Here is a 25,451-nt window from a genome sequence, read left to right as displayed (position 1 = left end):
ACTGGGGCAACGTTAGCCGCCCGAACTTAAACGAATCCTCAACAGACTGGACTGGAGGGCATTCCAGTCGGCGTTAACCGCACTAATTAACTCTATACGGCTGTCAGGCGGTGCCACGTTTTGCGTTTCAATAAAGAAATCGTCGCCCTGGCGGTTGATCCGCACCAGTCCGTCCGGGGTGCGCATGATCCCTTTCACGCGATCGACGGGCGCAAGGCGGGCCCACTCCAGGATCCCGATGGTGTCAAAAACGGTTTCAGCATCAAAAATCCATCCGCAGGCCTGATATCCCTGGCCGCTATTCAGATTACGACGCCAGGGCTGGTGTTCCGGCAGATTCAGGGCTGCCAGACCCTGCTTAACCGGATGAGTGTGCGAATGCTCAGCACTGGCAGGCAAGGCGGTGAGGTTCAGACGTGGAAGGTCAAGCAGGGTGCTATCAATATTCCCTTGGGTAGTTTCCACCCGTGTGCGATTGCCGCCAAAATGTTGCCACCACGCATCCAGCGCGGCCTGGCTTTCAGCCGTGGCGCGATCTGCTTTATTCGCAACAATAACGTCAGCGGAGGCGAGCTGATCGCGGAAGTTCTCATTTGCCACCGCCTTGTCATCCAGAAGCTGACGCGGATCGAGCAGGCACAGGGTGGCGCGCAAATCGATCCACGGCTCGTAAACCGGGGCGGTCAGTAAATCGAGGATTTGCTTAGGGTGACCCAGCCCGGTAGGTTCAATCAGCAGGCGGTCAGGTTTGCCCTGACGCAGCAGGGTATTGAGGCCGACCTGCATAGGCAGGCCATTGACGCAGCACATGCATCCGCCGGGGATCTCTTTAATCATCGCGCCGCTGGATGACAGCAACGCGCCGTCAATGCCCACCTCGCCAAATTCATTGACCAGCACGGCCCACTTCTCGGCCGGATCTTTATTCGCCAGCAGGTGGAGAATTGAGGTGGTTTTACCGCTGCCGAGAAAACCGGTGATGAGGTTGGTTTTGGTCACGTGCGCTCCAGATCAGAATTGTGATGCTATAACACTATTCTCTCTATCCTGGCGAAAAACGTGACCTGTGAGAAGGGGAAGGGCAAACGGAGGCCTCATCCGTTCGCGTTAAGAGCAATAATCGTTAAATATTTAACGTTTCGATAACAGCCTGACGTGCGCCGTTGCGGATAATGCGCTGGTATGCCTGGCGGACAGTCTCCACAAAGACGCTGTTTTGTGCGAGATCGTGACCAAAGACCTCACTCAGCCCCAGCAGCGCGTTAACGCGGTCGGCGTCGCTGCTGGCGTTGACGATGGCGCGGATTTTATCGCTGAGGGGATCGCGAACGTCAATCGCATTGCCACGGTCGTCGATACCGCTGACGTAGCGTATCCAGCCGGCCACGCCCAGAGCCAGCAGCGGCCACGGCGTATTTCGCTCAAGATGAACGCGGATCCCGTCAAGCATTCTCTGGGGCAGCTTCTGGCTACCGTCCATCGCGATTTGCCAGGTCCGATGCTGGAGGGCCGGGTTGGCAAAGCGTTCAATTAGGCTATCGGCGTAGGCGGTGAGATCGACATCCTTAATCTGTAACGTGGGGGCCTGCTCGTTCAGCATCAGCCGACGGGCGGCTTCACGGAACGCCGCGTCCTCCATGCATTCATTAATATGCGCGTAGCCGGCAAGATACCCGAGATACGCCAGGAAAGAGTGGCTGCCGTTGAGCATGCGTAATTTCATCTGCTCCCACGGCAGAACATCCTGCACCATCTGGACACCCGCCACTTCCCACTCGGGACGGCCTGCGACAAAATTATCTTCCACCACCCACTGAATAAACGGTTCGCAGCTGATGGCGCACGGATCTTCAACGCCGAGCGCGTCGGTGATTTCCGCAAGCGATGCTTCCGTCGCGGCGGGAACAATTCTGTCAACCATCGTTCCCGGGAAGCTCACGTGGCTATCAATCCATTCAGACAGCGCCGCGGAACGCTTTTGCGCCATGCCCAGCACCGCGTTTTTGACCACGTGCCCGTTATCCGGGATGTTGTCGCAGGAGAGCACGGTAAACGCAGGCAAACCGCGCTCGCGGCGGCGGTGGAGTGCTTCGACCAGGATCCCTGGGGCAGAATGTGGCTCTGAGGGGTTTTCAAGGTCGTGGACGATCCGGGGGTTATTCAGATCGAGTTTTCCGGTCGCGGGATCGATGCAATAGCCTTTTTCCGTGATGGTGAGCGATACAATCGCGACCTGAGGCTCGCAAAATTTCTCAATAATGGCGGGCAGGGAGTCCAGCTTTGCGTTCAGGCACTCATGGACGGCGCCGACGATAATCGCCTCATTTCCTTCAGCCCCTTTCTCCAGCACGGTGAACAGATGCTCCTGCGCGCGCAGCTGGCTCATCAGCACGTCGCCGCTGAACAGGCTAATCTCACAAATCCCCCAGTCGCCGCCTTTTTCATTCAGCACCCTATTTGTTAACAAAGCCTGGTGCGCACGGTGAAACGCGCCAAAGCCAAAGTGAACGATGCGGGAGCGTAATGACTGGCGATCGTAGCGAGGTTGCTGAACCCCGGCAGGAAGGACGGTAGAGGCAATTGTCTTCATGAGATACACACCTGATTAACCATTAATTAACAATCCCAGTGTAAAGTTATATGACAGCAAATAAAATTGGTGAGCCGTAAATATCCCCGTTATGTGAGTTTGATCAATCAATTTGTGGCGGCATATTGACCCTTCACGGCAAACATGTATGGTAGTCGTCATTGCGGTAACGTATATTGGTATAACAACTTAAGAGGGTGAGGCAATGGAACAAACCTGGCGTTGGTACGGGCCGAACGATCCGGTTTCTCTTGATGATGTGCGTCAGGCTGGCGCAACGGGTGTCGTCACGGCGCTGCATCATATTCCTAACGGTCAGGTCTGGCCGGTAGAGGAAATACAGACGCGTCAGGCGCTGCTGGCGGAGAAGGGATTAACCTGGTCTGTGGTGGAAAGCATTCCTGTTCATGAAGATATCAAAACCCATTCCGGGGAGTATCAGACCTGGATTGCTAACTATCAGCAGAGCATTCGTAACCTCGCGGCCTGCGGTATTGATACGGTTTGCTATAACTTTATGCCCATCCTCGACTGGACGCGAACCGACCTCGAATATCAGATGCCGGACGGTTCAAAAGCGCTGCGTTTCGATCAGATTGCCTTTGCAGCGTTCGAGCTGCACATCCTGAAACGGCCTGGCGCCGAAGCGGATTACACCGTGGAAGAGCAGCAGCAGGCACTCGAATGGTTCAATGCAGCCAGCGACGCGGACATCGAAAAGCTGACCCGTAATATTATTGCGGGCCTGCCGGGTGCCGAAGAGGGGTATACGCTGGATCAGTTCCGCGCCCGCCTGGCGGAATACGGCAATATTGATAAGCACCAGCTGCGTGAAAACATGGCGTATTTCCTGCGCGCTATCGTGCCGGTTGCGGAAGAGGTCGGGGTTCGCCTGGCCGTGCACCCGGACGATCCACCGCGTCCCATTCTTGGCCTGCCGCGCATTGTTTCCACAATTGAAGATATGCAGTGGCTGAAAGAGACGGTCGACAGCATCTATAACGGCTTCACCATGTGTACCGGCTCCTACGGCGTGCGGGCAGATAACGATCTGGTGCGGATGATTGAAACCTTCGGCGACCGCATTCATTTTACGCATCTGCGCGCGACCTGCCGTGAAGAGAACCCAAAAACCTTCCACGAGGCGGCTCACCTGGGCGGCGATGTGAATATGGTGGCGGTGGTAGACGCCATTCTGGCCGAAGAGGCGCGTCGCAAGCAGATTGGCGATGTGCGTCCTATTCCGTTCCGTCCAGACCACGGCCATCAGATGCTGGACGATCTGCGTAAGAAAACCAACCCAGGCTATTCTGCGATTGGCCGTCTTAAAGGGATGGCGGAAGTGCGCGGCGTTGAGCTGGCGCTGAAGATGACGAAGTATCCGGAATTGCTTTAAGACCCGTTGCCCGGTGGCGCTACGCTTACCGGGCCTACAAAAAAACCGGCCTGAGAGCCGGTTTTTTTGTTTTTGTTGGTCGGGTAAGGCGAAGCCGCCACCCGACAAACGCCGCAATCAGTCGGCGCGACCCATATAGCGTTTTTCTTCGATATGGATGCGGATCTTCTCGCCAGCGGAGAGGTATTCCGGCACCTGCACAACCAGGCCGGTCGTCAGGGTAGCCGGTTTGTTACGGGCACTTGCGGATGCGCCTTTGATGCCGGGTGCCGTTTCAACGATTTCCAGATCGACGGTCTGAGGCAGTTCCAGCGCCAGCAGCACGCCGTCCCAGGTCAGAACCTGCATGTCAGGCATACCGCCTTCAGGAATGAACAGCAGCTCTTCTTCAATCTGATCTTTGGTGAAGATGTACGGGGTGTAATCTTCTTTGTCCATGAACACGTATTCGTTGCCGTCGATGTAGGAGAAATCAACATAGCGACGGGTCAGGGTCACGGTATCGACGATATCGTCACCTTTAAAGCGCTCTTCCACCTTCAGGCCGGTACGCACATCGGCGAAACGCATTTTGTACAGCGTTGCTGCACCACGGGCGCTTGGTGCCTGAATGTCGATATCTTTCACAATCAGCAGTTTGCCGTTGTAATTCAGCACCATACCTTTCTTAATTTCGTTCGCTCTTGGCATTGCAGTAATCCTGTTTACGGGAGGTAAAAAATATCGCGCCAAATTACTCGCGCGCGGCCTTTCAGGCAAGAGGAATTCGTGGCTTTTGCTATCAATACGCAAAAGGTGTTACTGTGCGCGCGATGCCCGACTGCGCGGGCGATCGTCAGCGAAGAGAGCATTTATGGATTGCCGTCCCGATTGTGGCGCGTGCTGTACTGCACCGTCCATTTCAAGCCCCATTCCTGGAATGCCCGAGGGCAAGCCTGCCAATACCCGCTGCGTTCAGCTCTCTGAAAATAATCTTTGCAAGATCTTTGGCTCACCGTTGCGCCCGAAAGTTTGCTCCGGGCTTCAGCCCACGGCCGAAATGTGCGGCAGCACGCGCGAGGAGGCGATGACGTACCTTCTTGAGCTTGAGGCGCTCACCGCACCTTAAACGTCTTTAATCCTCGCCAGACAGCCAATCGTCAGCGTACACATCACCAGCGCAATCCAGAATACCGTGTGATAGTTCCAGATTTCTGCCACGACACCGGCCATTGAGCCCGCGATAATCCACCCCACGCGGGTGGTATTAGTATAAAGGGTGGTGGCAGAGCCTGCCTGGCCCGGCATCAAATCCTGGAAATAGAGCATGCCTATCCCCGCGAGAATGCCAATATAGATGGCGTTCAGCAGCTGTAAAGCCAGCAATAGCCCCGGCGTATGTACCGTCAGCATGCCGACATAGAACAGCAGACCGGCGATGGCGGCAATGCGCATTAAAAAACGCTTTCCGAAGCGCTTTGCGTAATAGCCCGCAATGAGCATCGTCGGGATCTCAAGCCCGGCCGCGGTGCCCATCATGATTCCCGCCAGCTTCTCCGACAGGTGCAGTTCATCAATAATAAACAGCGGCATATTGATGATATACAGGCTGTTGGTGCCCCACATCAGCGTGCAGACAACAAACAAGAGCAGGGCATCGCGGCGGTTGCGGCGCGGTGCTTCCAGCACGCCCGTTGTCACTTTCGGCTCTTTGCGCATGGACGGCAGGAAGAACCACACCAGCGCGCCGCATACCACAAACGCGACAGCGGCACTCAGGTACATCACCGTAAAGCCAAAACCCATCGCCAGCGCGTAGGCCAGCGGCGGGCCAATCACCCATGCCAGCGACACCTGAGCACGCAGGACAGAGCTGAACATCACCGCTTCACGTCCGGTATGGTCGGCGTGTTCGCGGGCAAGGGCGAACAGCTGGGGGTTCGCCGTTGAGCCAAAGCTGCTCAGGAATACCCCGACGAAGAGCAGAATGAAATAGTTGCGGTTCCAGGCAAACAGAACGCAGGCCATGACCCCCAGCAGGCAGCAGAAAACGATCAGGCTTTTACGATCGCCTTTTCTGTCGGAGCGTCCCGCCAGAAACTGGCTGACCAGGATGCCGATGATGGCGCTTCCGGTAAAAAAGAAGCCCACCATCGCCGGACGGACGTGAACCTCGTTTGTCAGAAATAGGCTCAATGTCGGCGTCTGTAACGCACCGGCAATGCCCGTGAAGAAGGCAACAATCAGGAACGCCGCTGAGGTCAAATCAAAGGGCTTAGGCGAGACGGCAGCAGGGGTATTATGCATGTTTTATAATTAGCGAGTAGCAGAGAGGGGCGGAGTGTACGCCTGCAGCTAAAAAATAAACAGTGGGTACGGTCAATAACGACACGAAAAATCAAAATGGCATTTCAACTTACACCTTCCCCGGCTGAACTTAGCTGAAACTGACTTGCTGAACTTCAGCAATATTCAGCTAAACGAAGAGGAAATGTGCTGTATCTCTAAATTCTGACATCAGAAAGACGAGTTTACTTGCAAGGCATTGCAGAAAGCGCAAGACTTTTTGAAACGTTTCAGCGCTATCTTGTTTAAACAAACGGAGCAGGCTAGCGCATTTTTTCTCATTAAAGCTGAAACGATTCAATTTCAGCAGGAGTGGAGAACCATGTTCCAGTTATCTGTTCAGGATATCCACCCGGGCGCTCAGGCCGGGGATAAAGAAGAGGCTATTCGCCAGGTTGCCGCTGCGCTTGTGCAGGCGGGTAACGTCGCGGACGGCTATGTCAACGGCATGCTGGCCCGCGAGCAGCAGACCTCAACCTTCCTCGGCAATGGCATTGCCATTCCGCACGGCACAACCGACACCCGCGATCAGGTGTTGAAAACCGGCGTTAAGGTTTATCAGTTCCCGCAGGGCGTGCTTTGGGGCGACGGTCAGGTGGCCTATGTGGCTATCGGCATCGCGGCTAGCAGCGATGAACACTTAGGTCTGCTGCGTCAGCTGACGCATGTACTGAGTGATGACGCGGTGGCTGAACAGCTTAAGTCCGCCACCAAAGCGGAAGAGCTGCGCGCCTTGCTGATGGGCGAAAAACAGAGCGAAGCGCTGAAACTGGATAATGAAACGCTGACGCTGGACGTGGTTGCTTCCGATCTGGTGACGCTGCAGGCGCTGAACGCCGGTCGTCTGAAAGAAGCCGGCGCGGCGGATGCCACCTTTGTGACCCGCGTGATTAACGATAAGCCGTTGAATCTGGGTCAGGGTATCTGGCTGAACGACAGTGCTGAAGGCAACCTGCGCAGCGCTATCGCCGTGAGCCGCGCGGCCAATGCATTTGACGTAGAAGGCGAACGCGCGGCCATGCTGGTGACCGTAGCGATGGCTGATGAACAGCCGGTTTCCGTGCTGAAGCGTCTGGGCGACCTGTTGCTGAACAACAAAGCTGAAAAACTGCTGAACGCTGATGCCTCCACCGTGCTGGCACTGCTGACCAGTGATGATGTGCTGACGGATGACGTGCAAACTGCGGAGTTCGTGGTGCGTAACGAACACGGCCTGCATGCCCGTCCGGGTACCATGCTGGTGAATACCATTAAACAATTCGAGAGTGAGATCACCGTGGCGAATCTTGACGGCACGGGCAAACCGGCCAACGGCCGTAGTCTGATGAAAGTTGTCGCGCTGGGCGTGAAGAAAGGTCACCGTCTGCGTTTCACCGCGCAGGGTGCTGATGCTGAACAGGCGCTGAAAGCGATTGGCGACGCCATCGCGGCGGGTCTGGGGGAGGGCGCATAATGAGCAGACGTGTTGCGACTATTACGCTGAACCCGGCTTATGACCTGGTAGGATTTTGCCCGGAAATTGAGCGCGGCGAAGTCAACCTCGTGCGTACCACTGGCCTGCATGCTGCGGGCAAAGGGATTAACGTCGCGAAAGTGCTCAAGGATCTCGGTATCGATGTCACCGTGGGTGGATTTCTCGGGAAAGATAACCAGGATGGTTTCCAGCAGCTGTTCAGCGAGCTGGGCATTGCCAACCGTTTTCAGGTTGTTCAGGGCCGTACCCGAATCAACGTTAAGCTGACGGAGAAAGACGGTGAAGTGACCGATCTGAACTTCTCTGGCTTCGAAGTGACGCCGTCAGACTGGGAGCGTTTTGTTAACGATTCTCTGACCTGGCTGGGTCAGTTTGACATGGTGTGCGTCAGCGGCAGCCTGCCGTCCGGCGTGAGCCCGGAAGCGTTTACCGACTGGATGACGCGCCTGCGCAGCCAGTGTCCGTGCATTATTTTTGACAGCAGCCGCGACGCGCTGGTCGCGGGTCTCAAAGCCTCTCCGTGGCTGGTGAAGCCGAATCGCCGCGAGCTGGAAATCTGGGCGGGCCGTAAGCTGCCAGAACTAAAAGATGTGATTGACGCTGCCCATGCGCTGCGCGAGCAAGGTATCGCTCACGTGGTTATCTCGCTTGGTGCAGAAGGCGCGTTGTGGGTTAACGCGTCTGGCGAATGGATCGCCAAACCGCCGTCAATGGAAGTTGTGAGTACCGTTGGCGCAGGGGATTCAATGGTTGGCGGCCTGATTTACGGCCTGCTGATGCGTGAATCCAGTGAACATACTTTACGTCTTGCCACTGCCGTTGCTGCCCTGGCCGTAAGCCAGAGCAATGTCGGTATTACCGATCGTACCCAGTTAGCCGCGATGATGGCGCGCGTTGACTTAAAACCTTTTAACTAACAGCAGGAGAGGAATAATGAAAACGCTGCTGATCATTGACTCCGGTCTCGGACAGGCTCGCGCCTATATGGCGAAGACCTTGCTGGGAGCGGCGGCGAACAAAGCACATCTCGAGATGACTGATAACCCGGGCGATGCCGAACTGGCCATTGTCCTGGGCGATAAAACCCCGGCTGACAGTGCGCTGAACGGCAAAAAAGTGTGGCTGGGCGATATAAATCGCGCGGTGGCTCATCCGGAACTGTTCCTGAGCGAAGCGAAAGGTCACGCGTCTGTTTACAGCGCGCCCGTCGCGACGGCACCGGCTGCGGCCACGGGCCCGAAACGCATTGTTGCGGTGACGGCCTGTCCGACGGGCGTGGCTCACACCTTTATGGCAGCTGAAGCCATTGAAACCGAAGCGAAAAAACGCGGCTGGTGGGTTAAAGTTGAAACGCGCGGCTCCGTCGGTGCCGGCAACGCTATCACCCCTGAAGAAGTGGCTGAGGCCGATCTGGTGATTGTGGCGGCGGATATCGAAGTGGACCTGGCGAAATTTGCCGGTAAGCCAATGTACCGCACGTCTACCGGCCTGGCGCTGAAAAAGACTGCGCAGGAGTTTGATAAAGCGCTGGTGGAAGCGAAGCCGTATCAGGCAACTGGCGCGCGCCAGACCGCGACGGAAGGTAAGAAAGAGTCCGCAGGCGCCTATCGTCACCTGCTGACCGGCGTGTCTTACATGCTGCCGATGGTGGTTGCGGGTGGTCTGTGTATCGCGCTCTCGTTCGCATTTGGTATTACCGCGTTTAAAGAGCAAGGCACGCTGGCCGCTGCGTTAATGCAGATTGGTGGCGGTTCCGCATTCGCACTGATGGTACCCGTCCTGGCAGGCTTTATTGCTTTCTCCATCGCCGATCGTCCTGGCCTCACGCCGGGTCTTATCGGCGGTATGCTGGCCGTAAGCACCGGTTCCGGCTTTATCGGCGGTATTATCGCGGGCTTCCTGGCCGGTTACGTCGCGAAGCTCATCAGCTCGAAGCTCAAGCTGCCGCAGAGTATGGAAGCGCTGAAGCCGATCCTGATCATTCCGCTGATTTCCAGCCTGGTGGTCGGTCTGGCGATGATTTACCTGATTGGTAAGCCGGTTGCAGGCATCCTGGCGGGTCTGACCCACTGGCTGCAAACCATGGGTACCGCGAACGCGGTTCTGCTGGGGGCAATTCTCGGCGGCATGATGTGTACCGACATGGGTGGTCCGGTAAACAAAGCGGCATACGCCTTTGGTGTTGGCCTGCTGAGTACCCAGACCTACGCGCCAATGGCAGCGATCATGGCGGCAGGTATGGTGCCACCTCTGGCGCTCGGCCTGGCGACGATTATTGCCCGTCGTAAGTTCGATAAAGCGCAGCAGGAAGGCGGTAAAGCCGCGCTGGTGCTGGGTCTGTGCTTCATCACCGAAGGCGCGATTCCGTTCGCGGCCCGTGACCCAATGCGTGTACTGCCGTGCTGTATCGCGGGGGGGGCAGTGACCGGGGCGATCTCCATGGCGATTGGCGCGAAGCTGATGGCACCACACGGCGGTCTGTTTGTTCTGCTGATCCCTGGCGCCATCACGCCGGTACTGGGCTACCTGCTGGCCATCGTCGCCGGTACGCTGGTGGCGGGTCTCTCTTACGCGGTGCTGAAACGTCCGGAAGCGGAAGTTGTGGCAAAAGCAGCGTAAGCGATAAATAATAAAAAAGCCGGGTCGCATTTCGCACCCGGCTTTTTTTATGCCGCCTGTTCAGCAGTTTGCTGAGCCTTCAGCCAGGCAATCTCTTCTGCCCAGATATCCGGATTAATGGTTTCAAGCACCATCGGAATACCGTCGAAGCGGGCGTCCTGCATGATAAAGCGAAACGCATCGTGGCCAATGTTGCCTTCGCCCAGGCTGTGGTGGCGGTCAACGCGGCTGCCAAAGGCGCTTTTCGCATCGTTTAAGTGCATTCCGCGCAGGTACTTAAAGCCAACTACGCGCTCGAACTCATCAAACGTGTTTTTCGTTGCCTCGGTGGTGCGAAGGTCATAACCGGCGGCAAACGCGTGGCAGGTATCAATGCACACGCCGACGCGGGATTTATCCTCCACGCCGTCGATAATCGCCGCCAGATGTTCGAACTTAAAGCCGAGGTTGCTGCCCTGACCGGCGGTATTCTCAATCACCGCGGTGACGCCTTTGGTCTTGTCCAGCGTGATGTTGATGGATTCGGCAATGCGCGCGAGGCAGGCATCTTCATCGATCTGCATCAGATGGCTGCCTGGATGGAAGTTCAGCAGCGTCAGCCCAAGCTGCTCACAGCGCTGAACTTCATCAAGAAACGCCTCGCGGGATTTTTCCAGCGCCTCTTCAACCGGGTGCCCGAGGTTAATAAGATAGCTGTCGTGGGGAAGGATCTGGCCTGGCCCGTAGTGGTACTTCTCACAGGCAGCTTTGAAATCGTCAATCACCTCGGCGGTGAGCGGGGCGGCGCGCCACTGGCGCTGATTTTTGGTGAACAGGGCGAAAGCGGTCGCCTCAATTTCGGCGGCACGAATGGCGGCATTCGCAAGGCCACCTGCAGCGCTGACGTGCGCTCCAACATATTTCATAAAGGGACTCCTGTTAACCCGAAATGCCTATGATAGCGGGTTAACAGGAGAAGGATGTAGTGGTTTATGCCATCAGGCTATGGACCGCGAGGTTAATCGCGCCGCCGCCGACAATCAGCCAGATGAAGAGTACCAGCGCCATCAGCAGCGGTTTCGCACCGGCTTTTTTCAGCGCGCTGACGTGTGTGGTCACCCCCAGGGCCGCCATGGCCATCGCCAGCAGTACGGTATCCAGCGTCACCAGCATATCCACTACCGATTTGGGCAGCAGGTGGAAGGAGTTAAAGATAGCGACCACGATAAACAGGATCGCAAACCATGGAATGGTGATTTTACTTTTCTGATTACTGTCCGCCGGTGCCAGCTGTTTAACCCGTGCAGCAAGGAAAATCAGGAACGGCGCCAGCATCATCACGCGCAGCATTTTGGCAATCACCGCTGCGTTTTCGGCTTCAGGGTTAATAGCATGTCCTGCCGCCACCACCTGGGCCACTTCGTGCATGGTCGAACCGATATAGATGCCGTAGGTTTCCGGGCTAAACCAGTGGGCAACCAGCGGATACATGGCCGGGTAGAGGAAAATCGCCAGCGTACCGAAGATCACCACCGTCGCTACCGCCACCGTCACCTTGCTGGCTTCGGCTTTAACGACGGGTTCCGTTGCCAGCACCGCCGCGGCCCCACAGATACTGCTCCCGGCACCGATCAGCCAGCTGGTTTGCCTGTCCAGGCCAAACACTTTCTGACCGATAAAGCAGGCCAGTAAAAAGGTGCTGGTCAGGGTCAGGACGTCTATGGCGATCCCGCTCACGCCCACATCCGCAATTTGCGAGAAGGTGAGACGGAAGCCGTAAAGAATGATCCCAAGACGCAGCAGGTGCTGTTTGGCAAAAATCACGCCGCCGTCGCAGGATTTCCAGATATGTGGATAAACGGTGTTACCCACGACCATGCCCAGCAAAATGGCCAGCGTCAGCGCGCTGAAACCTGCGCCTGCGATGGCCGGGATGCTGCCGCCCCATAGCGCGACGGCGGTCACTGCGGCGCTGAGCGCAAGACCCGGCACGAAGTGCCACACTGTACGATGATGTTGTAAGGTGATTTCTGACATAACCTTCTCCTTTGTCTGGCTAAAGGTTACGGCGCTCTGGCTTAAAAATAAAATTGATTATATACTTATAATCAATCTATATAAGTGGTAAGCAACCATGCACATTACTCTGCGTCAGCTGGAAGTGTTTGCCGAGGTGCTGAAAAGCGGCTCGACGACCCAGGCGTCACAAATGCTGGCGCTCTCGCAGTCTGCGGTCAGCGCGGCGTTAACCGATCTTGAAGGACAGCTGGGCGTTCAGCTTTTTGACAGGGTAGGGAAGCGTCTGGTGGTCAACGAGCACGGTCGTCTTCTTTATCCACGCGCGCTGGCGCTGCTGGAGCAGGCTATCGAAATCGAGCAGCTGTTCCGCGAAGACAATGGCGCGATCCGCGTCTACGCCAGCAGCACCATCGGGAACTACATCCTGCCGGAAGTGATTGCCCGCTACCGCCGGGATTTCCCGACCCTGCCGCTGGAGATGAGCGTGGGGAACAGCCAGGACGTCATCAACGCGGTGATCGACTTCCGGGTGGATATCGGCCTCATCGAAGGACCCTGCCATAACGTCGATATTATTGCCGAGCCCTGGCTGGAAGATGAGCTGGTGGTGTTTGCCTCCCCGGCCTCGTCGTTATTGCAGGGCGAGGTGACGCTGGAACGCCTGGCGCAGGCGCAGTGGATCCTGCGCGAGCAGGGCTCCGGCACGCGTGAAATTGTCGATTATCTGCTGCTTTCTCATTTGCCGCATTTCCAGTTAGGGATGGAGCTGGGGAACTCTGAGGCCATCAAGCACGCGGTGCGCCACGGGCTCGGCATCAGCTGTCTTTCCCGGCGCGTTATTGCCGAACAGCTGGAAACCGGATCGCTGGTTGAAATCCCCATCCCGCTCCCGAAACTGGTGCGCACGCTGTGGTGCATTCATCATCGTCAGAAACACCTTTCCAGCTCGCTGCAGCGTTTTCTGCGCTATTGCGAGATGTGAAATCGCCCATTACCTGGCCCTCTCCCCAAAGAGGAGAGGGAAAAATTATGCTTTACTTATAATCCTGGCCCAGTCATGAAGCTCTCTTATAACTGAGTATTTCTGCCGGAAGGAACGCGGATCGTCTGCTACAATCGCGCCTCATTTATTAAATGGACAGCATTTTCATATGGTTTCAGAAATTAAAACCACAGAAGCGCCCACGCTACGTCGTGAACTTAAGGCGCGTCACCTGACGATGATCGCCATTGGCGGCTCAATCGGTACAGGTCTTTTCGTTGCCTCTGGCGCAACGATTTCGGCAGCAGGCCCGGGTGGGGCACTTTTCTCTTATATCCTGATTGGCCTGATGGTGTACTTCCTGATGACCAGTCTTGGCGAACTGGCCGCGTACATGCCGGTATCCGGTTCGTTCTCGACCTACGGTCAAAAATACGTTGAAGAAGGCTTTGGCTTCGCGCTGGGCTGGAACTACTGGTACAACTGGGCGGTCACTATCGCCGTTGACCTCGTTGCCGCACAGCTGGTGATGAACTGGTGGTTCCCGGATACGCCGGGCTGGATCTGGAGCGCCCTGTTCCTCGCCGTTATCTTCCTGCTGAACTACATTTCCGTGCGCGGTTTCGGCGAAGCGGAATACTGGTTCTCTTTGATCAAAGTGGCAACCGTCATCATCTTTATCGTCGTCGGTGTGGCGATGATCGTTGGTATTTTCAAAGGCGCAGAACCTGCGGGCTGGAGTAACTGGACGATAGGCGATGCGCCGTTTGCCGGTGGACTGTCGGCAATGATTGGCGTGGCAATGATTGTCGGCTTCTCCTTCCAGGGGACCGAGCTGATTGGCATCGCGGCCGGTGAGTCAGAAAACCCGGAGAAGAATATTCCGCGCGCGGTTCGTCAGGTCTTCTGGCGTATCCTGCTGTTCTATGTGTTCGCGATCCTGATTATCAGCCTGATCATTCCGTACACCGATCCAAGCCTGCTGCGTAATGACGTTAAAGACATTAGCGTCAGTCCGTTCACGCTGGTCTTCCAGCACGCCGGTCTGCTTTCAGCCGCGGCAGTGATGAACGCCGTTATCCTGACCGCTGTGCTTTCAGCCGGTAACTCCGGGATGTACGCGTCCACCCGTATGCTATACACGCTGGCATGCGACGGTAAAGCACCGCGTATTTTCGCGAAGCTGTCCCGTGGCGGCGTACCGCGTAACGCGCTGTACGCCACTACGGTGATCGCCGGTCTGTGCTTCCTGACCTCTATGTTTGGCAACCAGACGGTGTACCTGTGGCTGCTTAACACCTCCGGGATGACGGGCTTTATTGCCTGGCTGGGGATTGCCATTAGCCACTATCGTTTCCGCCGTGGCTACGTCAAACAGGGTTATGACGTTAACCAGCTGCCGTATCGCTCAGGGTTCTTCCCGCTGGGTCCCATTTTCGCCTTCATTCTGTGCCTGATCATTACGCTGGGACAGAACTATGAAGCGTTCCTGGCGGACACCATTGACTGGGGCGCCGTCACGGCGACCTACATTGGTATTCCGCTGTTCCTCGTTATCTGGTTTGGCTACAAGCTGACGAAAGGAACAAAATTCGTTCGCTACAGTGAAATGGAATTCCCGGAACGATTTAAACAATAACCGCACTTCCTCTCTTTTAACCCGCTCATTCGAGCGGGTTTTTTTATTCCCGTATCCTGAAACAAAGATATATTTCTTAACAATTTAATTGATAATAATTATCGTTTGCTTTATCGTTATCAAAAATAAGCGTGTCACCGACCCACCGCAGATGTGGGCGGCAGGGAAGACGCTGTGAGCAATGATGATTTGATTTAGTTGTATTTACCTCATGGAGATATGGAATGTTTAGGTTGAATCCCTTCGTCAGGGGAGGACTTTGTGCGTCCGCAATGTCCCTGGCCCTGCCTGTTATCGCAGCGGAATCCGGCGACACAATGGTTGTCACGGCCTCCGCGACCGAGCAAAACCTGAAAGACGCACCGGCAAGCATCAGCGTGATTACCCAGGAAGATTTGCAGCGCAAACCCGTTCAGAATCTGAAAGATGTGTTACGGGAGGTGCCAGGCGTGCAGCTCACGAGCGAAGGGGACAACCGTAAAGGGGTAAGTATTCGCGGACTGGACAGCAGCTACACGCTGATCCTGATCGACGGCAAGCGCGTCAACTCGCGTAACGCGGTGTTCCGCCATAATGATTTCGACCTCAACTGGGTGCCGGTTGACGCCATCGAACGAATTGAAGTGGTGCGCGGACCGATGTCTTCTCTTTACGGCTCCGATGCGCTGGGCGGCGTGGTAAACATTATCACCAAAAAAATCGGCCAGAAATGGACGGGCACCCTGAGCGCCGATTCCACAATTCAGGAACATCGCGACCGTGGCGACACGTATAACGGTCAGTTCTATACCAGCGGTCCGCTGGTGGACGGTCTGCTGGGGCTGAAAGCCTACGGTAGCCTCGCGAAGCGTGAGAAAGACGGTCAACAGAAGTCCTCTACCACGGCGAGCGGTGAAACGCCGCGCATTGAAGGCTTTACCAGCCGCGATGCGAATGTGGAGTTCGCCTGGACGCCGTCTGAAAATCATGACTTTACGGCGGGCTACGGTTTCGATCGTCAGGATCGTGACTCGGATTCACTCGACAAAAACCGCCTTGAGCGACAGAACTACTCGCTTAGCCACAACGGCCGTTGGGGCGTCGGCAATAGCGAGCTGAAGGTTTACGGCGAAAAGGTGGATAACAAAAACCCGGGCAACAGCAATCCGATCACGTCCGAAAGCAACGCGGTGGACGGGAAATACGTGCTGCCGCTGGGCGAAATCAACCAGCTACTGACCTTCGGCGGCGAATGGCGTCACGATAAGCTGAAGGATCCGGTCAACCTGACGGGCGGTTCGAGCAGCAGTACGTCGACAAGCCAGTATGCCCTGTTCCTGGAAGATGAGTGGCGTCTCTTTGAACCTCTGGCACTGACCACCGGCATCCGTATGGACGACCATGATACCTACGGCGACCACTGGAGCCCGCGCGCCTATCTGGTCTACAACGCGACCGATACCGTAACGGTGAAAGGGGGCTGGGCTACCGCGTTTAAAGCGCCGTCTCTGCTGCAGCTGAGCCCAGACTGGGTTACCGGCTCGTGCCGCGGTGCCTGTGAGATTGTTGGTAACCCGGACCTGAAGCCGGAAACCAGCGAGAGCTTTGAATTCGGTCTGTACTACAGTGGAGAAGAGGGCTGGTTAGAGGGCGTGCAGGCCAGCGTCACCACCTTCCAGAATAATGTGGATGACCGTATCAGCATCAGCCGTACGGCCAATGCGAAACAGGCCCAGGGCTACACTAACTACGTTGGCCTGAATGCGGACGGTGAACCGATTTTCCGCTACTACAACGTTAACAAGGCGCGCATCCGCGGGGTGGAGACCGAGCTGAAACTCCCGCTGGCGGACGACTGGAAACTGACGCTGAACTACACCTATAACGACGGTCGCGATATCAGCAACGGAGGCAACAAGCCGCTGTCCGATCTGCCGTTCCACACGGCTAACGGTACCGTTGACTGGAAGGCGACGCAGGACTGGTCGTTCTATGTTCAGGGCAACTACACCGGTGAGAAACGCGCGCTAACCAGCAGCGCTCCAACGCCGGGTGGCTATGTCATCTGGAATACCGGCGCCGCGTGGCAGGCGACGAAAAGCGTGAAGCTGCGTGCGGGCGTGCAGAACCTGCTGGACAAAGATCTGAGCCGCGACGATTACAGCTACACGGAAGATGGCCGTCGCTACTTTGTCGGCGTGGATTATAAGTTCTGATGTAGCCTGGATGCCCGGTGGCGCTTCGCTTGCCGGGCCTACAAAACCCACGAATGTAGGCCGGGTAAGGCGAGGCCGCCACCCGGCAATCGGCCGCACTTAGCCGAATAAATGCTCCGCATGGAAGCGGAGATGATCCTCAATAAAGGACGCGATAAAATAATAGCTGTGGTCGTATCCCGGCTGGATGCGCAGCGTCAGCGGCCAGTCTTTCTGGCGTGCCGCTTCTGCCAGCACCGCAGGCTGCAGCTGACCGGCGAGGAACTGATCCGCATCACCCTGATCGATAAGCATCGGGATCGCATTTGCTGAGCTGCTGGCCAGCATCAGCGCACTGCTATCCCATTCCAGCCATTTCGCTTCATCTTCACCCAGATAGTTCGTGAAGGCTTTCTGCCCCCACGGCACCTGCGTTGGGTTCACAATTGGCGCAAATGCCGACGCGCTGACGTATTTTCCCGGATTTTTCAGCGCCATGATGAGCGCCCCGTGTCCGCCCATGGAGTGGCCGCTGATCGCGCAGCGCTCGCCAACCGCAAACTGCGACTGCACCAGCGCAGGAAGTTCATCGCGAATGTAATCATACATGCGGTAATGGCGCGCCCAGGGCTGCTCGGTCGCATTGACATAAAACCCGGCGCCTTTGCCCAGATCGTATCCCGCATCGTCGGCCACATCATCGCCGCGCGGGCTGGTGTCAGGCATCACCAGTGCAATACCCAGCTCGGCAGCAATACGCTGCGCCCCCGCTTTGGTGGTGAAGTTTTCGTCATTGCAGGTGAGGCCTGAAAGCCAGAACAGAACCGGCGGATTTTCCGTCGGCGGCAGGAAAATGCTGAACGTCATCGCACAGTTCAGGACGGTGGAGTCATGCCGCCAGCGCTGCTGTCGACCTTCAAAACAACGGTGCTCTTCGAGCAGTTCCATGCAGGGCTCCTTAATGAGAATGCGTATTCATAAAAACCATAATACAGCCTTTTCATTGACCTGTGAGCAACTTTCACTTTCGCCTGACGGCCAGATGCTGCATCATAAATTTACTTTTCTTTAACAATTGGAGCGGTCATGGCGCTGCGTATTGCGCTCAGTGGGTTTGTCGTTCTGGTGGTGGCGATGGGAATTGGGCGCTTTGCCTTTACGCCTCAGGTGCCGCTGATGATTGCTGCCGGGCAGCTTACGCTGACCAGCGCGGGTTTGGTCGCGGCGATGAACTATCTGGGCTATCTGGTGGGCGCATGGGATGCTATGCGTGCGCACCGCTTTGTGGAAACGCGCCTCTGGCTTGGCATCACCGGCGCGGTGGCGCTGACGCTGCTCTCCGCGGCGGCGGATAACGCCGTCGTACACGGCCTGCTGCGCTTCGTGATTGGCTGCATGAGCGGCTGGTCGATGGTACTGATTGCCGCCTGGACTAACGAACGGCTTGGGCAGTTGGGTAAACCGGGCCTGAGCGCTGCCGTATTTGCCGGACCGGGGGCGGGCATTGCCCTGAGCGGGCTGCTCGCCGTCTATATCCAGGCGAAGTCCCTGTCGGCCGGGGCGGCATGGCAAATCTACGGCGTGCTGGCGCTGGTGCTGATTGCGCTGGTGGCGCGCTACCTGCCGCGATCCGGTCAGCTCCATCGACCGGGCACAGCACCAGAGCCGCTGGTGCTGACGGCGGATTTAAAACGTCTGGTCTGGAGCTACAGTCTGGCTGGCTTTGGATATATCCTCCCCGCGACCTTCCTTTCGCAAATGGCGGCGGTGCGTTTTCCCGGCAGCTTGTTTGCGCAGTTCGTCTGGCCGATTTTTGGTATCGCCGCCGTGGTGGGGATAGCGCTCAGTATTCTTTTACGCCATACCTCAACGGCTAACCGCAGGCTGGCTATAGTCCTGTGGTTACAGGGGGCGGGCGTGCTGGCGGCCTGGCGGCTGCCGGGGATTGGCGGGTTGCTGACGGGGGGCTGCTGGTGGGCGGCGGCTTTTTGTGTGCCGTGCAGCTCTCTCTTTTATATGGTCGCGAGCTGGCACCAAACCACACGCGCTATATGGCAGGCCTGCTCACCACCGGGTATGCAATTGGTCAGTTGATTGGGCCGGTCACCTCGGCGTTATCAACCTGGCTTACCCACCGGCTGGAGCCGGCGCTGGGGCTGGCGGGCTTGGCGTTGTTCGTTGGAGGAGCCCTGGTCTGGAATCGTCACGCTGAAAGGCAACAGCAATTGCAATAATTATCGTCGTGAATACTGGATTATGTGCGTCGCCTCACGCACAATGAGCGCATACTTTTGCCACAACGAGGGCAAAAGACGCCACACCTGCAGGAGAACAAAATGTCATCACTCAGTAAAGAAGCTGCCTTGGTCCACGAAGCCCTGGTTGCGCGCGGTCTTGAAACGCCACTGCGTCCGCCCGTACAGGATTTGGACAATGAAACCCGCAAGCGTCTGATTGCCGGTCATATGACCGAAATCATGGAGCTGCTGAATCTCGATCTGAGTGACGACAGTCTGATGGAGACGCCGCACCGCATCGCGAAAATGTACGTCGACGAAATTTTCTCCGGCCTGGATTACGCCAACTTCCCGAAAATCACCGTCATTGAAAACAAGATGAAAGTGGATGAGATGGTGACGGTGCGCGATATCACGCTGACCAGCACCTGCGAACACCATTTCGTGACCATCGACGGTAAAGCGACCGTGGCGTATATCCCCAAAGATACGGTGATTGGCCTGTCGAAGATCAACCGCATCGTGCAGTTCTTTGCCCAGCGTCCGCAGGTGCAGGAGCGTCTGACGCAGCAGATCCTGACTGCGCTGCAAACGCTGCTGGGCACCAATAACGTGGCCGTCTCTATCGACGCGGTTCACTACTGCGTGAAGGCGCGCGGCGTGCGTGATGCGACCAGTGCAACGACCACCACCTCGCTGGGCGGCCTGTTTAAGTCAAGCCAGAATACCCGCCAGGAGTTCCTGCGCGCCGTACGTCACCACAATTAAGTCTTACAGGGCAGGGACCATGGAGCGAAACGTCACGCTCGATTTTGTTCGCGGCGTCGCCATTCTCGGTATCCTGCTGCTTAATATCGCCGCCTTCGGTTTGCCGAAGGCGGCTTATCTCAATCCTGCGTGGTATGGCGACATCACGCGCAGTGATGCCTGGACGTGGGCGATCCTCGATCTCTTTGCGCAGGTCAAATTCCTCACGCTCTTTGCACTGCTGTTTGGCGCAGGCCTGCAGCTTCTCCTCAAACGCGGTACGCGCTGGATCCAGTCGCGCCTGACGCTGCTGGTTATCCTCGGCTTTATCCACGGCCTGTTCTTCTGGGACGGCGATATTCTTCTCGCGTATGGGTTAGTCGGGCTCATCTGCTGGCGCCTCATACGCGATGCGCACAGCGTAAAAAGCCTGTTTAACACCGGCGTGATGCTGTATGTGATGGGGCTTGGCGTCCTGCTATTGCTGGGGATGATCTCCGGCGAGGCGACAAACCGTTCATGGATCCCGGATGCCGCTAACCTGCAGTACGAACAGTTCTGGAAGCTGAAAGGCGGTACGGAAGCGATAAGCAACCGCGCGGATATGCTGGGGGACAACCTCCTTGCGCTGGGCGCGCAATACGGCTGGCAGCTGGCGGGCATGATGCTGATGGGCGCGTCATTGATGCGCACCGGCTGGCTGAAAGGAGAATTCAGCCTGCGTCACTATCGTCGTACCGGCGCCGGTCTGGTGCTGCTCGGCGTGCTGATTAACCTCCCGGCGGTGATTGCGCAGTGGCATATCCACTGGGATTACCGCTGGTGCGCGTTCCTGCTCCAGGTGCCGCGTGAACTGAGCGCGCCGTTCCAGACCATCGGCTACGCGGCGCTGATCTATGGCTTCTGGCCAACGCTTTCCCGCCTGTGGATTGTCAGCGCTATCGCCTGCGTGGGCCGAATGGCGTTGAGCAATTACCTCCTGCAAACGCTCATATGCACCACGCTTTTCTATCGCTTTGGCCTGTTTATGAAATTCGACCGCCTTACGCTGCTGGCGTTTGTTATTCCGGTCTGGGTGGTAAACCTGGCGTTTTCTGTTCTCTGGCTACGCTTTTTCCGCCAGGGGCCGCTGGAGTGGGTGTGGCGTCAGTTAACCGCATATGCTTCAGGGGTATCATTGAAAAACACATCCAGATAACGATCTGGATCACAATCATTAACAAAACGGATGTAAGCGTTTTCATGACTGTGAGCTTCTTCACGTAGTCCCCTTTTTCTCGCTGCCAAAATAGCCACCTTGCTAAACACAGGGGGTGTCTGTGAGTTGCTGCAATTCTTTGAAGGATGGTGAATATGATCACCATTCGTGACGTCGCCCGTCAGGCGGGCGTTTCTGTGGCTACCGTCTCACGCGTGCTGAACAATAGCGCGCTGGTCAGCCCTGAAACCCGAGAAACCGTAATGAAAGCCGTGACCCAGCTCGGGTACCGGCCAAATGCCAATGCCCAGGCGCTTGCGACGCAGGTCAGCGACACCATCGGCGTGGTGGTGATGGATGTCTCGGATGCCTTTTTCGGCGCGCTGGTGAAAGCGGTCGACATGGTGGCACAGCAGCATCAGAAATATGTCCTGATCGGTAATAGCTATCATGAGGCGGAAAAAGAGCGTCATGCCATTGAAGTGCTGATCCGTCAGCGCTGTAACGCCCTGATTGTCCATTCAAAAGCCTTGAGCGATGAAGAGCTAACCGGATTGATGGAGCAGATCCCGGGCATGGTGCTGATTAACCGCATTGTCCCCGGCTATGCCCACCGCTGCGTCGGGCTGGATAACGTCAGCGGCGCCATGATGGCCACGAAAATGCTCATCAACAACGGGCATCAGCGGATCGGTTATCTGGCCTCAAGCCATCAGATTGAAGATGACGAACTGCGGCGCGAGGGGTGGCAAAATGCCCTGAAAGAGCACGGCATTACGCCATCCGAGAGCTGGGTGGGGACCGGCACGCCGGACATGCAGGGCGGTGAGGCGGCAATGGTGGAGCTGCTGGGCCGCAATCTGCAGCTGTCTGCGGTGTTTGCCTATAACGACAGCATGGCGGCTGGCGCCCTGACGGCACTGAAGGATAACGGCATTGCGGTGCCACAGCATTTATCACTCATTGGTTTTGATGATATCCCGATTGCCCGTTACACCGACCCGCAGCTGACAACGGTGCGCTACCCCATTGCCTCTATGGCGAAACTGGCGACTGAGCTGGCGTTACAGGGAGCGGCAGGGCTGCTGGATCCGGGCGCAACGCACTGTTTCATGCCGACTTTAGTACGTCGCCACTCCGTCGCGGCCCGGCAAATTGTGGTTCCGATCACTAACTGATTAGATCAGGTGATGTAACCGTTTTCAATCTGTGAGTAAATTCACAGTATCTTAACAAGGCGCTGACTATGATGTCAGCGTTTTAGGGGCTGAAACGCTATGTAACAGTGATTATTCACTTTCACTATAGCCAATGTGCCGCAAACAACGAATAAAACGCATTTCTGGAGCGTTACCGAACACGGAAGATAGAAATTTTATAAGTGAACTTCGGCTGTCAGTAACGTTTTATTAACACCTGCCCGCCGATCGTTATTCACAAGAACTACCCTGCATAAAAAAACCGGAGATACCATGAATAAGAAGGTGTTGACCCTGTCTGCTGTAATGGCAAGCATGCTTTTTGGTGCAGCAGCGCACGCTGCGGATACCCGTATTGGTGTGACCATCTATAAATACGACGACAACTTCATGTCTGTTGTGCGTAAAGCGATTGAGAAAGATGCGAAAGCAGCGCCAGACGTTCAGCTGCTGATGAACGACTCCCAGAATGACCAGTCCAAACAGAACGACCAGATCGACGTTCTGCTGGCGAAAGGCGTGAAAGCCCTGGCCATCAACCTGGTTGACCCGGCTGCAGCAGGCACGGTCATTGAAAAAGCGCGCGGTCAGAACGTGCCGATCGTCTTCTTCAACAAAGAACCTTCCCGTAAGGCGCTGGATAGCTACGACAAAGCGTATTACGTCGGTACTGACTCTAAAGAGTCCGGTATTATTCAGGGCGATTTGATCGCGAAACACTGGGCGGCGAACCCGAACTGGGACCTGAATAAAGACGGTCAGATTCAGTTCGTGCTGCTGAAAGGCGAGCCAGGCCACCCGGATGCTGAAGCGCGTACTACCTACGTTATCAAAGAGCTGAACGACAAAGGCCTGAAAACCCAGCAGCTGGCGTTAGATACCGCGATGTGGGATACCGCTCAGGCGAAAGATAAGATGGACGCGTGGCTGTCCGGCCCTAATGCCAACAAAATCGAAGTCGTTATCGCCAACAACGATGCGATGGCAATGGGTGCGGTAGAAGCGCTGAAAGCACACAACAAATCCTCAATCCCGGTATTCGGCGTGGATGCACTGCCAGAAGCGCTGGCGCTGGTTAAATCCGGTGCGATGGCCGGTACCGTGCTGAACGATGCCAACAACCAGGCGAAAGCCACCTTCGATCTGGCGAAAAACCTCGCCGATGGCAAAGGCGCGGCAGATGGCACCAACTGGAAAATTGACAACAAAATTGTTCGCGTACCTTACGTGGGCGTAGACCAGTCCAACCTGGCTGAGTTTATCGGTAAATAAGTTAGCGGTACTGTCTCCACTGGGCGCAATTCGTTGCGCCCTTTTATAACGCGATATGCGAGGCCAACAAGGTATAATTATGGTCAGCACAACAACTCAGTCATCCGGTGAATACCTGTTGGAAATGAGCGGTATCAACAAGTCATTTCCCGGCGTTAAGGCACTCGATAATGTTAATTTAAAAGTTCGTCCTCACTCTATTCATGCCTTAATGGGGGAGAACGGTGCGGGTAAATCAACATTATTAAAATGTCTTTTTGGGATCTATCAAAAAGATTCTGGCAGCATTCTTTTTCAGGGGAAAGAGATCGATTTCCATTCAGCGAAAGAAGCACTGGAAAACGGTATCTCGATGGTTCACCAGGAATTAAACCTGGTGCTGCAGCGTTCAGTTATGGATAACATGTGGTTGGGACGTTATCCAACCAAAGGTGTCTTTGTCGATCAGGACAAAATGTATCGCGACACCAAAGCAATTTTCGACGAGCTGGATATTGATATCGATCCGCGTGCCCGCGTGGGAACATTATCCGTCTCCCAGATGCAGATGATCGAAATCGCCAAAGCGTTCTCCTATGATGCGAAAATCGTCATCATGGACGAACCGACATCGTCATTAACGGAAAAAGAGGTTAACCACCTTTTTACCATTATTCGTAAGCTAAAAGATCGCGGCTGTGGCATTGTGTACATCTCCCACAAAATGGAAGAGATCTTCCAGCTGTGTGATGAGATCACCATCCTGCGCGACGGTCAGTGGATTGCCACGCAGCCGCTGGAAGGGCTGGACATGGACAAGATCATCGCCATGATGGTCGGCCGTTCCCTGAACCAGCGCTTCCCTGACAAAGAAAACAAGCCGGGTGAAGTGATTCTGGAAGTGCGCAACCTGACCTCGTTACGTCAGCCGTCTATACGCGATGTCTCCTTCGACCTGCATAAAGGTGAAATCCTGGGGATTGCCGGCCTGGTCGGGGCAAAACGTACCGATATCGTGGAAACCCTGTTCGGTATCCGTGAGAAAGCCGAAGGCACTATTACGCTGCACGGTAAGAAAATTAACAACCACAACGCCAACGAAGCTATTAATAATGGTTTCGCGCTGGTGACGGAAGAGCGTCGTTCGACCGGTATTTATGCTTATCTGGATATTAACTTTAACTCGTTAATTTCTAACATTCGCAATTACAAAAACAAAGTCGGGCTGCTGGATAACTCCCGCATGAAAAGCGATACCCAATGGGTGATTGACTCCATGCGTGTGAAAACGCCAGGCCATCGCACCCAAATTGGTTCGCTGTCAGGCGGTAACCAGCAGAAAGTGATTATCGGCCGTTGGTTATTAACCCAGCCAGAAATTCTGATGCTGGATGAACCTACCCGCGGTATTGACGTCGGCGCGAAGTTTGAAATTTATCAGCTGATTGCCGAGCTGGCGAAAAAGAATAAAGGGATCATTATTATTTCTTCCGAAATGCCGGAATTGTTAGGGATCACGGATCGTATTCTGGTTATGAGCAATGGTCTCGTCGCCGGTATTGTTGACACCAAAACGACAACGCAAAACGAAATTTTGCGTCTTGCGTCTTTGCACCTTTAAG

At 55.7% G+C, this 25,451-nt stretch carries 20 protein-coding genes and 1 pseudogene; 14 read left to right on the top strand and 7 right to left on the bottom strand.

Annotation, left to right across the window (positions count from 1 at the left end; translation table 11 throughout):
• Window positions 1-12 precede the first annotated feature (12 nt).
• Together KGP22_RS15200 and KGP22_RS15195 are read right to left on the bottom strand one after the other, a co-directional pair.
• Complete coding sequence (locus KGP22_RS15200) at window positions 13-999, bottom strand: GTP-binding protein (protein ID WP_223579987.1); 987 nt, start codon at window positions 997-999, stop codon at window positions 13-15.
• A 124-nt stretch (window positions 1,000-1,123) separates the two neighbouring features.
• A complete protein-coding gene (locus KGP22_RS15195) occupies window positions 1,124-2,590 on the bottom strand; it encodes a fructuronate reductase (protein WP_223579986.1) in 1,467 nt (488 codons plus the stop codon).
• A 205-nt stretch (window positions 2,591-2,795) separates the two neighbouring features.
• Here KGP22_RS15195 and uxuA point away from each other — a divergent pair, with 205 nt between their 5' ends.
• Window positions 2,796-3,986 (top strand): mannonate dehydratase, encoded by a 1,191-nt coding sequence (uxuA, locus tag KGP22_RS15190; protein WP_149366469.1) that lies wholly within the window; start codon window positions 2,796-2,798, stop codon window positions 3,984-3,986.
• A 117-nt stretch (window positions 3,987-4,103) separates the two neighbouring features.
• On the opposite strand, the gene yeiP is transcribed toward uxuA, so the two are convergent.
• On the bottom strand, window positions 4,104-4,676 hold the full coding sequence (gene yeiP, locus KGP22_RS15185) for an elongation factor P-like protein YeiP (RefSeq protein ID WP_008500940.1): 573 nt from the start codon (window positions 4,674-4,676) through the stop codon (window positions 4,104-4,106).
• A gap of 163 nt (window positions 4,677-4,839) precedes the next feature.
• On the opposite strand from yeiP, the gene KGP22_RS15180 reads away from it, so the two are divergent.
• Entirely contained in the window at window positions 4,840-5,094 is a 255-nt protein-coding gene (locus KGP22_RS15180; RefSeq protein WP_223579984.1) for a YkgJ family cysteine cluster protein, read from the top strand.
• Here the strand turns inward: KGP22_RS15180 and setB are convergent.
• Entirely contained in the window at window positions 5,091-6,272 is a 1,182-nt protein-coding gene (setB, locus tag KGP22_RS15175; protein ID WP_223579981.1) for a sugar efflux transporter SetB, read from the bottom strand. The two genes, KGP22_RS15180 and setB, sit on opposite strands and share 4 nt — an antisense overlap.
• A gap of 361 nt (window positions 6,273-6,633) precedes the next feature.
• Here setB and fruB point away from each other — a divergent pair, with 361 nt between their 5' ends.
• Genes fruB through fruA form a run of 3 tightly spaced genes read left to right on the top strand, consistent with a single transcriptional unit; the run spans window position 6,634 to window position 10,404 of the window.
• Window positions 6,634-7,764 carry a fused PTS fructose transporter subunit IIA/HPr protein gene (gene fruB / locus KGP22_RS15170; RefSeq protein ID WP_223579978.1) on the top strand — a complete coding sequence of 377 codons (1,131 nt, stop codon included), beginning with the start codon at window positions 6,634-6,636 and terminating at the stop codon, window positions 7,762-7,764.
• Window positions 7,764-8,702: a 1-phosphofructokinase gene (gene fruK / locus KGP22_RS15165; protein WP_008500936.1), complete on the top strand. Its 939-nt coding sequence runs from the start codon at window positions 7,764-7,766 to the stop codon at window positions 8,700-8,702. Before fruB ends, fruK begins: the two co-directional genes overlap by 1 nt.
• Window positions 8,703-8,718: 16 nt before the next feature.
• Entirely contained in the window at window positions 8,719-10,404 is a 1,686-nt protein-coding gene (fruA, locus tag KGP22_RS15160) for a PTS fructose transporter subunit IIBC (RefSeq protein ID WP_223579974.1), read from the top strand.
• 47 nt (window positions 10,405-10,451) lie between these two features.
• On the opposite strand, the gene nfo is transcribed toward fruA, so the two are convergent.
• A complete protein-coding gene (nfo, locus tag KGP22_RS15155; RefSeq protein WP_127731690.1) occupies window positions 10,452-11,309 on the bottom strand; it encodes a deoxyribonuclease IV in 858 nt (285 codons plus the stop codon).
• Between the two features lie 64 nt (window positions 11,310-11,373).
• Window positions 11,374-12,420, bottom strand: a complete 1,047-nt coding sequence (locus tag KGP22_RS15150; RefSeq protein ID WP_143345329.1) for a YeiH family protein — start codon at window positions 12,418-12,420, stop codon at window positions 11,374-11,376.
• A gap of 97 nt (window positions 12,421-12,517) precedes the next feature.
• Here KGP22_RS15150 and yieE point away from each other — a divergent pair, with 97 nt between their 5' ends.
• The 3 genes from yieE (at window position 12,518) to cirA (ending at window position 17,218) form a co-directional block, all read left to right on the top strand.
• Entirely contained in the window at window positions 12,518-13,384 is an 867-nt protein-coding gene (gene yieE / locus KGP22_RS15145; RefSeq protein ID WP_047346566.1) for a DNA-binding transcriptional regulator YeiE, read from the top strand.
• Window positions 13,385-13,553: 169 nt separating this feature from the next.
• On the top strand, window positions 13,554-15,023 hold the full coding sequence (locus tag KGP22_RS15140) for an amino acid permease (protein ID WP_111965314.1): 1,470 nt from the start codon (window positions 13,554-13,556) through the stop codon (window positions 15,021-15,023).
• Window positions 15,024-15,247: 224 nt separating this feature from the next.
• Window positions 15,248-17,218, top strand: coding sequence for a catecholate siderophore receptor CirA (gene cirA, locus KGP22_RS15135; RefSeq protein ID WP_223579971.1), 1,971 nt, complete (start codon window positions 15,248-15,250; stop codon window positions 17,216-17,218).
• Window positions 17,219-17,317: 99 nt separating this feature from the next.
• On the opposite strand, the gene fghA is transcribed toward cirA, so the two are convergent.
• The gene (fghA, locus tag KGP22_RS15130) at window positions 17,318-18,145 is read right to left on the bottom strand and encodes an S-formylglutathione hydrolase (RefSeq protein ID WP_111965316.1); all 828 of its coding nucleotides are present in this window, start codon (window positions 18,143-18,145) and stop codon (window positions 17,318-17,320) included.
• A gap of 138 nt (window positions 18,146-18,283) precedes the next feature.
• On the opposite strand from fghA, the pseudogene KGP22_RS15125 reads away from it, so the two are divergent.
• The 6 genes and pseudogenes from KGP22_RS15125 (at window position 18,284) to mglA (ending at window position 25,450) form a co-directional block, all read left to right on the top strand.
• A pseudogene (locus KGP22_RS15125) lies at window positions 18,284-19,431 on the top strand (YbfB/YjiJ family MFS transporter).
• 102 nt (window positions 19,432-19,533) lie between these two features.
• Window positions 19,534-20,202: a GTP cyclohydrolase I FolE gene (folE, locus tag KGP22_RS15120; RefSeq protein ID WP_023312471.1), complete on the top strand. Its 669-nt coding sequence runs from the start codon at window positions 19,534-19,536 to the stop codon at window positions 20,200-20,202.
• A gap of 19 nt (window positions 20,203-20,221) precedes the next feature.
• A complete protein-coding gene (gene yeiB / locus KGP22_RS15115; RefSeq protein ID WP_223579967.1) occupies window positions 20,222-21,379 on the top strand; it encodes a DUF418 domain-containing protein YeiB in 1,158 nt (385 codons plus the stop codon).
• Between the two features lie 155 nt (window positions 21,380-21,534).
• Window positions 21,535-22,557, top strand: coding sequence for an HTH-type transcriptional regulator GalS (gene galS / locus KGP22_RS15110; protein ID WP_115875849.1), 1,023 nt, complete (start codon window positions 21,535-21,537; stop codon window positions 22,555-22,557).
• Between the two features lie 294 nt (window positions 22,558-22,851).
• Window positions 22,852-23,850: a galactose/glucose ABC transporter substrate-binding protein MglB gene (mglB, locus tag KGP22_RS15105; protein ID WP_008500923.1), complete on the top strand. Its 999-nt coding sequence runs from the start codon at window positions 22,852-22,854 to the stop codon at window positions 23,848-23,850.
• A gap of 79 nt (window positions 23,851-23,929) precedes the next feature.
• Window positions 23,930-25,450: a galactose/methyl galactoside ABC transporter ATP-binding protein MglA gene (gene mglA, locus KGP22_RS15100; RefSeq protein ID WP_008500922.1), complete on the top strand. Its 1,521-nt coding sequence runs from the start codon at window positions 23,930-23,932 to the stop codon at window positions 25,448-25,450.
• The last annotated feature ends 1 nt before the right edge of the window (window position 25,451 follow it).

Origin of the sequence: Enterobacter sp. JBIWA005 (genome assembly GCF_019968805.1) — a bacterium.
Lineage (GTDB): Bacteria > Pseudomonadota > Gammaproteobacteria > Enterobacterales > Enterobacteriaceae > Enterobacter > Enterobacter vonholyi.
Note: the sequence above shows the minus strand (reverse complement) of the source record. Positions and strands in the feature narration are given on the sequence as shown.

Bases quoted from the DNA above. Each gene is read 5' to 3' on its own strand.
- KGP22_RS15195 (WP_223579986.1), bottom strand. From the start codon at position 2,590: ATGAAGACAATTGCCTCTACCGTCCTTCCTGCCGGGGTTCAGCAACCT.
- uxuA (WP_149366469.1), top strand. From the start codon at position 2,796: ATGGAACAAACCTGGCGTTGGTACGGGCCGAACGATCCGGTTTCTCTT.
- yeiP (WP_008500940.1), bottom strand. From the start codon at position 4,676: ATGCCAAGAGCGAACGAAATTAAGAAAGGTATGGTGCTGAATTACAAC.
- KGP22_RS15180 (WP_223579984.1), top strand. From the start codon at position 4,840: ATGGATTGCCGTCCCGATTGTGGCGCGTGCTGTACTGCACCGTCCATT.
- setB (WP_223579981.1), bottom strand. From the start codon at position 6,272: ATGCATAATACCCCTGCTGCCGTCTCGCCTAAGCCCTTTGATTTGACC.
- fruB (WP_223579978.1), top strand. From the start codon at position 6,634: ATGTTCCAGTTATCTGTTCAGGATATCCACCCGGGCGCTCAGGCCGGG.
- fruK (WP_008500936.1), top strand. From the start codon at position 7,764: ATGAGCAGACGTGTTGCGACTATTACGCTGAACCCGGCTTATGACCTG.
- fruA (WP_223579974.1), top strand. From the start codon at position 8,719: ATGAAAACGCTGCTGATCATTGACTCCGGTCTCGGACAGGCTCGCGCC.
- nfo (WP_127731690.1), bottom strand. From the start codon at position 11,309: ATGAAATATGTTGGAGCGCACGTCAGCGCTGCAGGTGGCCTTGCGAAT.
- KGP22_RS15150 (WP_143345329.1), bottom strand. From the start codon at position 12,420: ATGTCAGAAATCACCTTACAACATCATCGTACAGTGTGGCACTTCGTG.
- yieE (WP_047346566.1), top strand. From the start codon at position 12,518: ATGCACATTACTCTGCGTCAGCTGGAAGTGTTTGCCGAGGTGCTGAAA.
- KGP22_RS15140 (WP_111965314.1), top strand. From the start codon at position 13,554: ATGGTTTCAGAAATTAAAACCACAGAAGCGCCCACGCTACGTCGTGAA.
- cirA (WP_223579971.1), top strand. From the start codon at position 15,248: ATGTTTAGGTTGAATCCCTTCGTCAGGGGAGGACTTTGTGCGTCCGCA.
- fghA (WP_111965316.1), bottom strand. From the start codon at position 18,145: ATGGAACTGCTCGAAGAGCACCGTTGTTTTGAAGGTCGACAGCAGCGC.
- folE (WP_023312471.1), top strand. From the start codon at position 19,534: ATGTCATCACTCAGTAAAGAAGCTGCCTTGGTCCACGAAGCCCTGGTT.
- yeiB (WP_223579967.1), top strand. From the start codon at position 20,222: ATGGAGCGAAACGTCACGCTCGATTTTGTTCGCGGCGTCGCCATTCTC.
- galS (WP_115875849.1), top strand. From the start codon at position 21,535: ATGATCACCATTCGTGACGTCGCCCGTCAGGCGGGCGTTTCTGTGGCT.
- mglB (WP_008500923.1), top strand. From the start codon at position 22,852: ATGAATAAGAAGGTGTTGACCCTGTCTGCTGTAATGGCAAGCATGCTT.
- mglA (WP_008500922.1), top strand. From the start codon at position 23,930: ATGGTCAGCACAACAACTCAGTCATCCGGTGAATACCTGTTGGAAATG.